At 68.4% G+C, this 15,829-nt stretch carries 6 protein-coding genes; 2 read left to right on the forward strand and 4 right to left on the reverse strand.

Annotated features, from left to right (window positions below; translation table 11 throughout):
- Positions 1-9: 9 nt before the first annotated feature.
- Together pks13 and PWF70_RS01315 are read left to right on the forward strand one after the other, a co-directional pair.
- Positions 10-5,355, forward strand: a complete 5,346-nt coding sequence (pks13, locus tag PWF70_RS01310) for a polyketide synthase Pks13 (RefSeq protein ID WP_035754254.1) — start codon at positions 10-12, stop codon at positions 5,353-5,355.
- Between the two features lie 39 nt (positions 5,356-5,394).
- Complete coding sequence (locus tag PWF70_RS01315; RefSeq protein WP_035754258.1) at positions 5,395-6,945, forward strand: acyl-CoA carboxylase subunit beta; 1,551 nt, start codon at positions 5,395-5,397, stop codon at positions 6,943-6,945.
- An 81-nt stretch (positions 6,946-7,026) separates the two neighbouring features.
- On the opposite strand, the gene PWF70_RS01320 is transcribed toward PWF70_RS01315, so the two are convergent.
- The 4 genes from PWF70_RS01320 to PWF70_RS01335 all read right to left on the reverse strand — a co-directional run bounded on the left by PWF70_RS01320 (position 7,027) and on the right by PWF70_RS01335 (position 15,810).
- On the reverse strand, positions 7,027-10,392 hold the full coding sequence (locus PWF70_RS01320) for an arabinosyltransferase domain-containing protein (RefSeq protein WP_042377981.1): 3,366 nt from the start codon (positions 10,390-10,392) through the stop codon (positions 7,027-7,029).
- Complete coding sequence (locus PWF70_RS01325; RefSeq protein ID WP_081474336.1) at positions 10,385-13,642, reverse strand: arabinosyltransferase domain-containing protein; 3,258 nt, start codon at positions 13,640-13,642, stop codon at positions 10,385-10,387. The genes PWF70_RS01320 and PWF70_RS01325 overlap by 8 nt, the downstream gene beginning before the upstream one ends.
- Positions 13,643-13,792: 150 nt before the next feature.
- On the reverse strand, positions 13,793-15,001 hold the full coding sequence (locus tag PWF70_RS01330) for a DICT sensory domain-containing protein (protein ID WP_035754264.1): 1,209 nt from the start codon (positions 14,999-15,001) through the stop codon (positions 13,793-13,795).
- A gap of 269 nt (positions 15,002-15,270) precedes the next feature.
- Positions 15,271-15,810, reverse strand: a complete 540-nt coding sequence (locus PWF70_RS01335) for a Dps family protein (protein WP_006358793.1) — start codon at positions 15,808-15,810, stop codon at positions 15,271-15,273.
- Positions 15,811-15,829: the final 19 nt, after the last annotated feature.

Here is a 15,829-nt window from a genome sequence, read left to right on the forward strand (position 1 = left end):
CTGGAAGCGATGTCTGAACTGAATACCGACGAGTCACGCGGCACCGATCTGCCCGACGACTCGTCCCTCGAGACCCCCGGTTCGGTAGACGGAGCAACCGCCGACGCGACCAACGCGACGTCGAACGGTGAGGCCACACCAGGCGAGACCGCCGGTGACCTCACCGTCGACGAGCTGCGGGACTGGCTGCGCGAATGGGTGTCGCAGGCGACGGCCGTGCCGGTCGCCCAGATCGACGTCGACCGCCCGATGGAAGAACTCGGACTCTCCTCGCGCGACGCGGTGGCGCTCGCCGCCGACGTCGAGGACAAGACCGGGGTCATCCTGACCGCGACCGTGGTCTACAACCACCCGACGATCTCGTCCCTGGCACAGCGCATCATCGACGGCGACCCCGACGAAGGTCTCGACGACACCGCCGACACCTTCTGGCGGCGTGAGCGCAGCACGGACGACGACATCGCGATCGTCGGCCTGTCGACCCGCTTCCCCAAGTCCGGCACCACCCCGGAGTCGACGTGGGAGGCGCTCGTCGGCGGCGTCGACGGCATCTCCGATCTGCCCGAGGGCCGATGGACCGAGTTCACCTCCGATCCGCGGTTCGCCGAGATCCTGGAGTCCTCGAACATCAAGGGCGGCTACCTCGACGACGTGCGCTCGTTCGACGCCGACTTCTTCCAGATGAGCCCGCGCGAGGTCGAGATGGTCGACCCGCAGCAGCGGCTCGCCCTGGAACTCACCTGGGAAGCGCTCGAGCACGCCCACATCCCGCCGAGCGACCTCAAGGGCGCACCGGTCGGTGTGTTCATCGGTACGTCGACCAACGACTACCAGCTGCTCGCCACCCTCGGACTCGGCGAGGGCGCCGAGGACACCGCGGCCTACGCGCTGACCGGTACCTCGACGGCCATCGTCGCCAACCGCGTCTCCTACTTCTACGACTTCCGCGGACCGTCGATCGCCATCGACACCGCGTGTTCGTCGTCGCTGGTGGCGATTCACCAGGCGGTTCGCAGCCTGCGCACCGGCGAATCCGACGTCGCCCTCGCCGGCGGCGTCAACATGCTGATCACGCCCGCCGCGACCCTCGGTTTCGACCGCATCGGCGCGCAGGCCAAGGACGGCCACATCAAGGCCTTCTCCGCCGACGCCGACGGCATGATCCGCGCCGAGGGCGGCGGTCTCGTGGTGCTGAAGCGCATGGCCGACGCCCGCCGCGACGGCGACGAGGTCCTCGCGGTCATCGCCGGCTCGGCCGTCAACTCCGACGGACGTTCGAACGGCCTGCCGGCCCCGAACCCCGAGGCCCAGGTCGAGGTGCTGCGTTCGGCGTACACCGACGCGGCGATCGACCCGCGCACCGTCGACTACGTCGAGGCCCACGGCACCGGCACCATCCTCGGCGACCCGATCGAGGCCGACGCCCTCGGCCGCGTCGTCGGTCGCGGCCGCACCGCCGACAAGCCGATGCTGCTCGGTTCGGTGAAGACCAACTATGGACACATGGAGTCCGCTGCCGGTGCGGGTGCGATCGCCAAGGTCGTCCTCGCGCTGAAGAACGGGATCATCCCGGCGTCGCGCAACTACAGCGGTCCCAACCCGTACATCCAGTTCGACGCGACCAACCTCAAGGTGATCCCGGAGGCCACCGAGTGGCCCCGCTACTCGGGTCACGCCGTCGCCGGTATCTCCGGCTTCGGCTTCGGCGGCACCAACGCGCACGTCGTGGTCCGCGAGGTCCTGCCGAGCGACCTGAAGCCGGAGACGGTTCCGGTCGATGCCTCGGCAGCAGAGCTCCCGGCCACGGAATCCCTTCCGGGCGAGCCGGATCTCGACGATGACGAGGACGAGTACCTGACCGAGGCCGAGCGGGCCGTTCTGGCCGCGCAGGCCGCGAATGTCGAGCCGGCGCTCGCCGAGACCGCGGCCGACCCGGCCGAGGGTTTCGCGCCGTGTGCCGTCGAGGGTTCGGTCGTCCCGCTGGTGATCTCCGGCTTCCTGCCGTCGCGTCGCCGCAAGACCGCCGCCGACCTGCTCGAGTGGCTCGAGTCCGACGAGGGCCGGGCCACCCCGCTCGCCGACATCGGCCGCGCGCTCGCGCACCGCAACCACGGCCGTTCACGTGCCGTCGTGATGGCCCGCACCCATGACGACGCCATCACCGGTGTCCGGGCGATCGCCGACGGCAAGGGCAATCCCCTGGTGTACTCCTCGGATTCGCCGGATGCGGCGTCGGCCGTGTGGCTGCTGTCGGGCTTCGGTTCGCAGCACCGCAAGATGGCCAAGCAGCTCTACACCGAGAACCCGATATTCGCGAAGTACGTCGACCGCGTGGACGCGCACATCCAGAACGAGCTGGGTTACTCGATCGCCGACATGTTCCTCGACGACGAGCAGACCTACGGCATCGAGACCAGCCAGGTCGGCATCTACACCATCCAGGTCGCGCTCGCCGACACGCTGCGCCACCACGGTGCGGAACCCGGTGTGCTGGTGCCGCATTCGATGGGCGAGGCGTCGGCCTCCTACATCAGCGGCGGCCTGTCGCTGGAGGACGCGACCCGCGTCATCTGCCAGCGTTCGCGGCTGATGGGCGAAGGCGAGTCGATGCTGCAGGGCGACGACATCCGTCTGATGGCGCTGGTCGAGTACAGCGCCGAGGACATCAACGACGTCCTCGTCGACTACCCCGACCTCGAGATCTGTGTCTACGCGGCACCGACCCACACCGTCATCGGCGGTCCGGAGTCGCAGGTCGACGCGATCGTCGAGCGGGCCGAGGCCGAGGGCAAACTCGGCCGCAAGCTGGCGACCAAGGGGGCGAGTCACACCTCGCAGATGGACCCGATCCTCGGCGAACTCGCCTACGAGCTTACCGGCATCGAGCCGCGGCGGCTCACCACTGGGTTCTACAGCTCGGTCGACCGCGAGGTGTTCTACCGCGCGGGCCACGAGCCGGTCCACACCATCGACTACTTCCTGAAGGGTCTGCGCCACAGTGTGTGGTTCAGCCAGGCCATCTCGAAGTCCGTGGAGAACGGTCACCGCACCTTCCTGGAGCTTTCGCCCAACCCGGCGGTCCTGATCTCCGTTGCGGCCGTCACCTTCTCGGCCGGCCTGCACGACGCCGAGTTCATCGAGACGCTGCGTCGCAAGGAAGACGAGAGCTTCGGTCTGGTCAACGCGCTGATGAAGCTGTACGTGCACGGCCACCCGGTCGACGTCGCGTCGCTGTTCGGCGCGGGTGGCTATGCGGCCGTTCCGCGAACCCGCTTCGAGCGCAAGGAGTTCTGGCTCAAGGCGAAGCTGTCCTCGGGCGGCTCGGCCGGTTCGGTCCCCGGATCGCATGTCGCGCTGCCCGACGGCCGTCACGCCTGGGAGGTCAATGCCGCAGCCGTCGCCGACCCGCGTGCGCTGGTGCACGCCGCCGCCGCTCAGGTGCTGAAGAATGCCTCGGTGGGTGCGGCGGTGTCGCACGGTGAGGTCCCGGCGACCGGCACCATCACCACCACGTTGAGCCCGCATCCGGGTGGCGCGTCGGTGAGCCTGCACGTCAAGGCGGACAAGAATTTCCGCCTGCTCTTCGAGGCCGCCGTGACCGGCGACCTCGACGAGACCGCCGGGACGGCGTCCGCGCCCGCTGCGGCCCCCGAGTCCGGTGCCGCGGCGTTCGCCGACGACAAGGTCGTCGTCGAGGACGAGATCGTCGACGACATCGGCAACAAGTGGAATCCGGAATCCGGTGAGACCGTGGGTGATCGCCTCGCGATCATCGTCGGCGAGTCGATGGGTTACGACCCCGAGGACCTGCCGCGCGAGATCCCGCTCATCGAGCTGGGCCTGGATTCGCTGATGGCCGTGCGGATCAAGAACCGCGTCGAGTACGAGTTCGACATCCCGCAGCTACAGCTGCAGGCGATGCGCCAGGCGAACCTGGCCGACGTTCAGAAGTTCGTCGAGTTCGCGGTCACCCACCGCGACCAGCTCGACGATCTCGCCGAGAACGCAGCCAGCGGAGGCGAACTCGACACGGCAGCGCTCAACGCCTACATCGACGAGCAGAACGCCCAGGGCGCGACCCCGGGCGTGCCGGCCGTCGAGGAGTCCCCGGAGCCCAAGCAAGAGGTGGCCCGGGATGTCGTGGACGTGGAGGACGCCGTCGCGACCTCCCCGGGCACCGATCCGGAACCGGTCGCGGCCGCCAAGCCGGCCACCGACATCACCTCGCAGAAGGCGGTCGCCGAGGCCGCGGGTTCGGATGTCCCGCCGCGTGATGCGGCCGAGCGCCTGACCTTCGGCACCTACGCGGTCGTGACCAAGAAGTCCGCGGGCGGCATCTTCAACAAGCTGCCGGTCCTGTCGGAGGAGACGGCCCAGCAGCTCACCGACCGCCTCAACGAGCGCACCGGTGGCGACATCGACGTCGAGGACATCCTCGACTCGGAGACCATCGAGGAGATGTCGAACTACGTTCGCGAGCACCTCGATGCCGGGGCGTCGACCGACGGATTCCTGCGCTACCTGCGTCTGGTTCCCGAGGGCAAGAAGGTCTACGACCCCGCTGCGGGCGACCCGACCCCGATCCTGCTGTTCCACCCGGCCGGCGGCAACACCTCGGCCTACGAGGCGCTGCTCAAGCGGCTGCCCGACGACCAGCCGGTCATCGGTTTCGACCGCGGCGTCGAGGGAACGATCGAAGACCGTGTCCGCGAGTACATCCCGCGTCTGCGCGAACTGCAGCCGAACGGGCCGTACGTGCTGGTGGGCTGGTCGTTCGGCGGTGCCCTCGCCTACGGCGTCGCCCAGGTTCTCCGCGAAGCCGGCGAGGAGGTCGCCTTCGTCGGCCTGATCGACGTCGTGCGTCCTCGCGAGGACATGACCGAGACCCCCGAGACCAAGCGCGCCCGCCTGGAACGGTGGAAGGACTTCGCGATCCGCAACTACGACCTCGACCCCGAGGTGCCGATCCCGATGGAGAGGCTCGTCGAGGCCGACGACGAGGGTCAGTTCGCGATCATCATGGAGATGATGTCGATGTCGGGCACCAAGATCCCGGGCGGCATCATCGAACACCAGCGGACCTCGTTCATCGAGAACCGCGTGCTCAGCAACATCGCGCCGGAACCGTACGACGGCAAGGTCGTGCTGTACCGCGCGGACAAGATGCATGCCGGGGCGATCGAGCTCGAACCGCAGTGGGCCGAGATCGACGAGGACGGCCGGTGGGGCGAGGTCGTCGACGACCTGGAGATCATCCACATCGGTGGCGACCACCTGTCGATCGTCGACGAGCCCTACATCGCCAAGATCGGCGCCGATCTGGCCACGCGTCTCGGACGGCTTGGTAAGAAGTAGCCTCACGAGACATCGTGGTCGCGTAGAAAGTGAAGGACCGTGACTGACACCACCGCAGGCAAGCTCGCCGACCTCCGGCAAAAGCTGGAGGCCGCTCGCGAACCCGGAGGGGAGAAGGCAGTCGCCAAGCGTGCGGCGAAGGGGATCTGCTCCCCTCGCGAACGCCTGGCCATGCTGTTCGACCCCGGGACGTTCGTCGAGAGCGGCGCGCTCGCCAAGATGCCGGGCGCCGCGGAGAGCGGGTACGGCGACGGTGTGGTCACCGGCCACGGCCTCGTCCACGGACGCCCCGTCGCCGCGTTCTCGCACGACCAGACCGTCTTCGGCGGCACCGTCGGCGAGATGTTCGGCCGCAAGGTCGCATCGCTGATGGAGTGGGCGGGCAAGATCGGCTGCCCGATGGTCGGCATCAACGACTCGGCGGGCGCCCGCATCCAGGACGCCGTCACCTCGCTGGCCTGGTACGCAGAAATGGGCCGACGCAACGATCTGCTCTCCGGTCTCGCACCGCAGATCTCGGTCATCCTCGGCAAGTGTGCGGGCGGTGCCGTCTACACGCCGGCCAACACCGACATCCTCGTCGCCGTCGAGGACAAGTCGTACATGTTCGTCACCGGCCCGGACGTGCTCAAGCAGGTCAACGGCGAGGAGATCTCCGCCGAGGATCTGGGCAGCGCCCACAACCAGGCGCGCTGGGGCAACATCCACCACATCGCGCCCGACGAGAAGGCCGCGTTCGACTGGGTCCGCGAGTACCTGCAGTACATGCCGTCGAGCGCGTACGAGGAACCGCCGGTGATCAACCCGGGACTCGAACCCGAGATCACCGAGTCGGATCTGTCGCTCAACGACTTCATGCCGGACAACGACAACGCCGGCTACGACATGAAGGACATCATCATCCGGCTGTTCGACGACGGTGCCTTCCACGAGGTGGGAGAACTGTTCGCGCCCAACATCATCACGGGTTACGCACGTGTGGACGGCCGGTCGGTGGGCGTCGTCGCGAACCAGCCGAGCGTCATGTCCGGTGTGCTGGACACAGATTCGTCGGAGAAGGCGACGCGTTTCGTCCGGATCTGCAACGCCTACAACATCCCGCTGGTGTTCCTCGTGGACACGCCGGGCATCCTCCCCGGCCTCGCCGAGGAGCAGAAGGGCACCATCCGCCGGTCGGGTCGCTTCCTCTACGCCTACGTGGAGGCCGACGTCCCCAAGGTCACCGTGGTGCTGCGCAAGGCCTACGGCGGCGCCTATGCGGTGATGGGTTCCAAGCACCTCGGTGCCGACATCAACTTCGCCTGGCCAACAGCCAAGATTGCCGTCATGGGTGCCGAATCGGCCGCCGCCGTGCTGACTCGTCGTCAGACCGAAGGGCTCTCGGCTGCCGAGGCCGACAAGGTTCGTCGTGACTTCATCGACTTCTACAACACGATGATGGCCACGCCCTACCTCGCGGCCGAACGCGGCTACGTCGACGCGGTCATCGAGCCCGCCGAGACCCGCCTGCAGCTCCGGAAGGCGTTGGCGCAGTTGCGCGACAAGCAGGTCCTCAAGACCCCGCGCAAGCACTTCCTGATGCCCATCTAGCGCACCCCCACCCCTTTTCCGTAAACCCTCCCCTTCACGAGGTGGCGGGTTTACGGAAAAAGGGAGGGTTTGCGGAGGGTGTCAGTTGCCGATCGCCCGCATCGGCCCCGGTGTCCAGAGGCCGTTGTGGGTCTCGGTGGTGATGATCAGCTCCGCGTCCTTCTGCGGCAGGATCGGGGTGAGGCCCTGGAGCGAGCCCCAGTCCTTCGCCCAGTCGTTGCCCAGGTACGACGGGTAGACGCGGCCGCGCACCTCGTTCTCGATGATGCCCAACGGACCACCGGCGTCGCCGGCCATCCAGCGCTGCGAGTTCACCCGCTCGCCCTCGCGGTCGGGGGAGATCCGCCAGACCGGCGTCTCGAGGACGCCGTATTTGACCTGAGCGGGTCGCTGGCACGGGAACGCGAGTCCGGCCTCCCAGTCGATGAGGACGGGATCCTCGCTGCCCACGAGCTTGTTGAGCGTCTCCATCGACGACACCCGCGGCGGGGTGACGGCGAGCCACTGATCGCGCAGCGGAGAGGTGTCCTCGGCGAGCACGCGGACCACGGAGGCGCCCGGAGGTGCCTGATCGAGCGGGAAACGCAGGTTGCGCCACTCGGGTGCGCCGCCGATGTCGAGCGGGATCATCTGACCGGCGGGGGCCACCGTGCCGTCCGGTGCGACGCGGCCGAACTGCAACCGCACATTCTGGCCCGGCCGGACGACCGCGAGATCATCGATGTACTCGACGTAGCCGGCCACGGACATGGTGATCAGCGGCTGGGCGTCGGAACGCCCTTGGGGCAGCTGGTACCAGTCGGAGGTGAGGTTCCCGGTCCCGGTGGGGGAGTTGTAGGTGCCCAGCACCGGGGTCTTGGACGGTGACAGTCCGAACGGCAGCTTCACCGTCGAGCCGTTGACGCCCGCCTGCGCGGTACGACCGCCGCTGGTGTCGGTCGACGACGTGGTGGTGTCGTCGGAGCTGCTGCCGTCCTCGGTCGGATCGGTCTGCGTGCGATCGACCTCGGCGGTCGAGGTGCCCGCGGAGTCGTCGGACTCCTCCTCGGTGTCCTCGGAGAGATCCGACGCGACGCCGTTGGGATCGAAGCCCGCCATGCCCGCGCCCGCGAGGGCCGCACCCGGCGACGGATTGTTCTGTCCGGCAACGCGTGCCGGGGCGAGGAGTCCGGCGGTCGGGTCGCTCTCCACGAGCACGGCGTCGGCGAGCGCACACGGTTCGCCCTTGAGCGCGTTCACGTTCGAGCTGAGCCACGACCACGAATTGCGCTGCGTCCAGTCTGCTTTCGCGAACGAGACCAGGGTGAACACCAGCATGATCGCCGACACGATGATGATCGACGGACTCCGCAGGCGTGAGAACAGCGACGTCGACGAGCCCGCACGGACCGCCTCGTCGACGTAGTCGTCGCGGAAGTGCTGCCAGAGGCCCAGCAGTGTCAGTGCGACCGCAACGGCGAGGATGCCGGTCCACAGCGGGATGCCCTTGACATCGGGAACGGCGTCGCGCCAAGGGATTCCGTAGCTGCCGACGTACCACCACTGGTTGCGTCCGGAGAACGCCAGGGCGAGGACGTAGGCGCAGGCGGCCGCGAACAGCGTGCGATTCCGGCGGCGCCGCATGATCGTCCGGTCCGCACACGCGGTCGCCACCGCGGCGAGCGCACCGCCGATCGCCGCGTACACACCCATCTGGTGGGTCCACTTGGTGGGCAGGAACGCCATCAGCACAACCGAACCCGCGACCATGGCCAGCAGACGCCACGTCGGTGCCGTCGCGATGCCGGGCAGATGCCGCCGGTTGAGCAGCATGATCACCACGAGGACGAAGCACGTGAACACGATCAGGACACCGAAGCGTCGGGCGATGCCGCCGTCCGCGGTCGGGTTCATCAGCATGTAGTAGCGCATCGGTTCTTCCCACCACTTGTTGGTGGGACCGACCTGACCGTTGACCGACACCGCTTCCAGGATCGGGGCGAGCGGCTGGTCGGCGAAGATCTCGAACATCACCGCCAGACCCGCGGCCAGGATCGGCAGCAGCAGCGGAAGGGCGCCATCGCGCTTGCGGCGCACCATGAACCGCTTGAGCAGCGGCCGGATACCGGCGATGAGCGCGATCGCCGCGATGACCCCGGTGGGGTGGATGGTCAGCGTGAACGCCGCCGAGATGATGGCGACCGTCAGCGGGAAGAACCGCCCGGTGGCGATGGCCCGTTCGACGCAGACCCACGTGAACAGGGTTCCGAGTGCGATCAGCGGTTCGACGCGCAGACCGTTGTTGTACGGCATCCACACGGCGAGGAAGACCAGGGCGGCGGCCCAGATCGCGGGCGTCGACTCGCGGACCGCACGACCCAGGCGGGGGATCGCGGCACGGGAGATCAGCCACCACGACGTCATCGCGAAGATGAACGGCAGCAGGCGGAGCCACGGGGTGGCCGTGCTGACGTCCATCCACACCGACAGGTACTGGTAGTGCCAGCCGAACGGATCCTGCGGCACGCCGAAGTAGCGGTAGTAGTTGTCGAGATAGCCGGCCTCGCGGGCGATCCGGCCCACCGTCACCTGATATCCGTCGTCGGCGGTGTTGCCGCCGACGAACAGCCAGATTCCCAAGATGAGTGCGACGAATCCGTCGACCGGGCGGACCCGCCACCAGCCGGCCGGGAAGATCTTGTGGTGCCCGCGGGCGTCACGGGCGTCGAGAACCGCCAGGGCGGCCAGCGACAGAATGGTCGCCGCCACGCCCAGCACCAGCAGCCAGAACTTGAGACTCGTGGGGGTGGAGACGAATCGGGTGTCGATGGTCGACCGGAAGGACAGTCCCTCGGTGGACACGGTCGACGGCAGTCCCGAGTAGACGCCGATGATCTGCGGACGCGCGTTCGGGTCCTGGAGATCGAACTCGTGGATCGCACTCGCGGTCTCGGGCACGCCCTGGATCGAGCCGCGGCTGCCGTCGGTGTCCGCGTCGACGACGATGCGGCAGTCCGGGGCGTTCTGGGCGGCCGTGCGAGGAGTGTTGAGCAGCACCACGTTTCGCTGGACGACCTGCAGGGAGTCGGCGGTGGCCCGGATGAACAGGCCGACCTTCCCAGCCTCCGCACCGCCCTCGGGCACCGTGGACAGCAGGACGCCGCCGGTGCGCGGGAGCGACGCACCCAGCGCACACGGGACGGAGACCTCCATCGACACCGGCACGAACGACACGTTCGGTGCGGCGACGTTGGCGACCGAACCCTGCTGCGGCCAGACGAGTTCGGACTTCGTGTAGTCGACCGGCAGGAACGGGCTCAGCAGCGCCAGCAGGATGCCGAGCGCGCCCGCCGCCATGGCGACGATGCGCGCCTTGCCCGCATGGCGTTCGGAGAAACTCTGCTCCCGTTTCGCCGGCGGCGAGTCGTCGTGCTCCGCTTCGATGGGAGCGTCAACGCGGTCAGTCATCTTCGGGCACCACCCTGATCGGGCCGGGTCGTGACCATCCCCATGTGGTCGCCGACCCGGTTGTCACGTCCGCCGGCCGCGCCTGCGGCACCAGCGGGTTGAGTCGCTGCAGGTTGCCCCACTCGCGATACCAGTCGTTGTCGAGATACGTCGCCACCGTCGACGGCCGGGTCAGTGCCTCGACGGTCGTCAGCAGGCCGCCGTCCTCGGCGGCCATCCAGGTCTTGGATTGCGAGTTGGCGATCCAGGATTCCGGCAGGATTCGCCAGTCGGGGACGTCGAAGACGCCCTCGTGGGCGGTCATCGGCCGCTGGCACGGGAACCAGGCGCCGGCGGCGAAGTCGATGAGAACCGGATCGGTCGAACCGACCACCTGCTGCAGGGTCTCCAGGACCGGAGCACGCGGCGGCGTGATCGCGAGCCACTGGTCGGCGTCGAGGTTGTTGTCCTTGGCGACGAGGCGCATCACCGTGGCATCGGCGGGCACGCGGTCCATCGGGATGCGGAGATTGCGCCACGGCCGGTTCGACCGCTCGGCGTCGATCGGGACCGCGGGTGCGCCGACCTCGACGAACTCGCCGTCGACCTCGCGGCCGAACTCGACCTGCAGCGTCTGCCCGAAGATCGGGACACCGTCGCGGTCGTAGGTGAACACGGCACCCGCGGCGGTGACGGCGATCAGCGGCGAGGCGTCGCGATCCGGGAGGCGATACCACCCGGTGGTCAGCGTGGCCTGTCCGTCACTGGTCTCGTGGCTGCCCATGACCGGCGTGGTGGCCGGGTCGAGGCCGTACGGGAGCGCGGCGGTGCTGCCGTTGACCCCGCGCGGGCCCACGCCGCCCGCGGTGCCGGGGTTGGAACCGTAGACGATGAAGGTCTTGGAGAGGTCCGCGGAGGTGTTCATCGCGCCGGGCTTCTGGGCACCGGCCTGCGGTGTCAGGTCGGGCTTCACGCCGTTGGGGCTGAAGCCGTGCGAGTCGCCCTCCAGGGTCTTCGACGCCGATCCGCCGTCAGCGGGGGCGAGTGTGCCCTTGTTGGGGTCCGGCTCGACGAGCACCGCGTCGGCCATGGCGCACGTGTTGCCGCGCAGGGAGTCGAGGTTGGCCGACAGCACGGTGAACGTGTCGGACCGGCTGACCGCGGCCTTGGCGAAGACCGCGAGCTCGCAGACGACGATGAGGACGGCGATCACCGCGATCGGTGCCGAGGCGACGCCGATGCGCCAACCGGCCGGAGCGGCGCCCTGGTCGTGGGACAGGCCGGTCTCGTCGACGTAGTCCATGCGCAGGTGCTGCCAGACGGCGAACACTAGCGCGACGACGGCCAGCGCGAGCAGCACCGTGGACACCTGCATCCCGGCGATGACCGGTGCCTTGTCGAACCAGGCGATGCCGAAGTTGTACGGCCACGGCCACGCGTTCTTGCCGGCCGCGGCGGCGGCACACGCCACGAGCAGGCCGGCGATCAGGATCGACAGGTTGCGCAGCGTTCGGCTCGCCGCCTGGCCGATCGCGACACAGGCGACGGCGGCCAGCGCCGCGCCGAGGCCGGCGAAGATGCCGAACTGGATCGTCCACTTGGTCGGCGTGAACGACAGCAGCAGGATCGTCAGCAACGATGCGCCCAGGACGCGCCACACGGCCCCGGGGTCGACTCCGTCGATCCGCTTGCGACGCAACATGATCGCGAGTACGAGGAACATCGACACGGCGAACAGCAGCACCGGGATGCGTCGTGCGAGTGCACCGTCGGTGTGGTTCACGGCCAGGAAGTAGTAGCGCAGCAGCTCCTGGTACCAGGCCAGCGTCGGTCCGACCGAGTAGCGGATGCGGATCGCCTCGAAGACCGTCGCCAGCGTCTGGTCGCGGAAGACGACGATGACGACGAGCGCACCCGCACCGAGGACAGGTGCGAGGAGCGGCAGCAGACCGTCTTCACGACGGCGGCGGACAAGGATGCGCAGCAACGGCCGGGCGCTGGCGATCAGCAGAGCCAGCGCGACCAGGCCGTGCGGGGCCAGTGCGAGCGTCAGCAGCGCGGTGAGCGCGGCGAGTGCTGCGGGGAGCATCCGGCGCGTCGAGACCGTGACCTCGACCGCCCACCAGGTGAGGAGCGTGCCGAGCACGATGATGCCCTCACTGCGCAGACCCGAACACATCGGCAGCCAGAACGCCAGGAACACCGCTGCACCGGTCAGCATCGCCCACTGGGACCGGCGGACGGCGCCGCCGAGACGCGGCAGCAGCACCCGGCTGAGGATGAACCAGGCGGCAAGGCCGGCGATCAACGAGGGCAGACGCATCCACAGGCCGGTGGTCGAGATCGTCGACCAGTAGGCGAGGAAGTTGTAGTACCAGTCGAACGGCGCCTCGGGGATGCCGTAGAAGCGGTAGTAGTCGGCCAGGTAGCCCGCGTCCGCGGCGTTGCGGCCCATGTTGAGGATGTAGCCGTCATCCGGCGACCCGGCACCCAGGAAGTGCCACACGACGAGCGTCAGGGTGACGCCGATGTCGGTCGGCGTCGGCCGCAGCACCTTTCCCCAGCGGAGCCTGCCGCCCACCCGGCGGTGGTAGCCGTGGATGCGGTCGAGTCGGCCCACCGCGATCAGCGCGACGATCGCCGCGACGACGCCGATGATCATGACCAGCCACTTGATCACCGACGGCGAGGAGTCGAAGCGGTCGTCGATCTCGATCCGCACGTCGATGCCCGACGCCCGGACCTGCTCGGTGGTCAGGCCGGTGAACACACCCGCGATCTGCGGATTCGACGACGGCTCGGCCAGGCCCACATCGCCGCCACCGGCGCTCGCCGCACCCGGGGGCAGGCCGACGAACTGGGCGCCGGTCGTGGTGGCGTCGGAGAAGATGCGTAGGTCGTCGCATCCCGCCAGAGCGGAACGCGGTACCGAGGCCAGGGTCTTGTTGCGGACCGACACCGTCACATTCGCGGCGTCGGCCACCACGAAGAGACCGTTCTCACGCGCCTTCGTGGCGCTCGCCGGCATGGTCGACAGCACCGTCGTGGTCGCATCGCCCGGCGTGGCCGCCAGCACCCGGCACGGGATGGTGATCTGCACATCGCGTGCGGTCTGTGCGACCAGCGGTGCGGTGACCGACGCCGACTCCGCGCCCAGCTCTTGGCTCTGCGGCCACGTGATCGACGCCGTCGAGGTGGTGACCGGCAGGAACGGGGTCAGCACACCGGCGGCGAGGGCGACCAGTCCGGCCACCGCGGCCACGATCGCCACGGGCCGCGAGGAACGATCGGAAGACTGCGCTACGGGGGTGTCGGCGCCGACGGTGGGCTCGTCTGATTCGGACACTCCAGGCGACTTCGGCACAGGCGCATCGTAGTCAGCGATGCTGTGACAATCCCAAATCGAGCTCCCGTCGGGAACTCAGGCGAACCTGGCCAGGATCGAGTGAACGGCCTGCGTGACGGTCATCCGGTCATAGGTCTGGACGAACTCGAAGGTGCGCTCCAGGTCGGGGCCGGCGTCGTGCTGGTCGCGCGCGGAGAGCAGTGCGGCGAAGTGCGGGCCGAGGACCGCGACGTTCCACTCGTTGATCAGGTCGTCCTCGGGATCGAGGGGCGCTCGGTGCACGTTGCCGTCCCGCACATCGGGGAGCCCGACGCCGTAGACGCCGGCCAGGCCGGTCTGGGTCGACATCTCCCGCCACCGCTTGGCGGTGCGGGGAGTGAAGTGCTCGGCGAACTGGAAGGTGCCCAGCACGATGGCGGCGCCCCCGATCGCGGCCTGGTGTTCCAAGGCCTTGCTCATCTCGATGAGCAGGCGCTTGTTGCCCATGCGCGGCTCGATGGAGGTCGATGCGATGCGATACGGGGTCGACTTCTCCGAGTCCGGGGTCGTCCACACCGGCATGTCGGGCAGGGGGACGATGGTCCGCGTCGCCAGAGTCGACGGGTCGGACACCGGCGGGTACAGATCGCCGATACCGAAGGCCGCGCCCATCGTCTGGGCGGTCACCCGGGACGACTCGTCGTCGACGCCCTCGGCGATCACCACGGCATGACTGCGTTCGGTGTGCGCGGCAAGGGCGTGGACGAGCTGTGCGGCATCGGCGGTGGCCTGCTTGGCGAGGAGCTCGGCACCGGTCACGATGATGTCCGGTTCGACGAGCGACAGCAGGGTGGCGGCGTGTTCGCTGCGGACCAGGCCGTCGACACAGATGATCTTGCCCGCGGCGCGGGCCCGCGCGACCCGGGCCAGCGTGCGCTGGGGACTGCGTTCGACGGAGTCGGGCAGGATCACCATGACGTGGCGCTCGAGCGTGTGAGTGGTCTCCTCGTCGAGATTGTCGATCAGTTCCAGATCGAGGTTGACCAGGAGGGGAAGGATTTTGGCCAGCGACTGCGCGCGCGGGCTGGCGGCCATCTTCCGCTTACGTTCGTCCAGCACCGGGTGCTCTTCGACGAGCCGTGCGGCCCGCTTGAGGGCGGCGGCGGTGGCGAGGCGGGTTCCGGCGGGTCCACGGAGCTGTAGTTCGACGGCAGCCAACGCTCCGTCCGACAGCCGGCACACCGGCGCGAACTGCATGTGGAGCTCCAGATCGTCGAACAGCGTGAATGATCGTGTTTCAGCCACACGTACCTCCCCGTCAGAGCGAGGGCGCCCCGATCGATCCGGCGGACGCAATTGTCTTCACATCCTGTTCACGGCCTAAGCCTGTGCCCAGAGTAACAGTGCGTCGACGGTTGGACGTGCGACAACACCCGTACCACATCGAGAGATCAACTCTCGCAACGTGTTCGGGTCAAGAGGGGGGAAACCGCGGCCGCGAGCTGGTGGTGGGGGCGGTCGCGACCGCGGTTTAAGTGCGGGACCGGGCGATGGCCCCGCACCCGGTCTAGCGGTCAGCGTGCGGCGTCGGCGGCTTCCTTCTCGCTGCTGGCGCCGGCGTGACTCAGCTCGCCCGTGTAGCTCTCGAGATGGGCGCGGACGAACCACTGGAACTTCTCGAGTTCAGCGGTCTGCCCGATCAGGACGTCCTCGGTGATCGGGTCGATCTCACCGATCTTCTCGATCGCGTCTCGGTGCGAGGTGATGAAGCCCTCGTAGACGAGGTCGAGGGCTCCGAGGTGTGCCTGTGCGGTGTCGCGACCGATGGAGTAATCGCTCCACGAGCGGTCGGTCTCGATCGCCTTGGCCGTGCCCTTGGGCGACGAACCCAGGGTCGCGATGCGCTCGGCGACGGTGTCGGCGTAGCCGCGGACGAGTTCGACCTGCGGGTCGATCATCTCGTGTACCCCGATGAAGTTCGCGCCGACCACGTTCCAGTGGATGTGCTTGAGGGTGAGATGCAGGTCGTTCAGTGCGCTGAGGCGCTCCTGCAGGATCCCGGCCACCTCATCGGCCGATTCCGTGCTGAGTCCTGGTGCCGTGAATTTACTCATGACACGACGCTAGGCCGCG

Source organism: Gordonia sp. Swx-4 (assembly GCF_030316175.1).
In the GTDB taxonomy this organism is placed as follows: domain Bacteria; phylum Actinomycetota; class Actinomycetes; order Mycobacteriales; family Mycobacteriaceae; genus Gordonia; species Gordonia alkanivorans.

Coding starts and splice junctions, on each gene's coding strand:
- pks13 (WP_035754254.1), top strand. CDS start 10: ATGTCTGAACTGAATACCGACGAGTCACGCGGCACCGATCTGCCCGAC.
- PWF70_RS01320 (WP_042377981.1), bottom strand. CDS start 10,392: ATGACTGACCGCGTTGACGCTCCCATCGAAGCGGAGCACGACGACTCG.
- PWF70_RS01335 (WP_006358793.1), bottom strand. CDS start 15,810: ATGAGTAAATTCACGGCACCAGGACTCAGCACGGAATCGGCCGATGAG.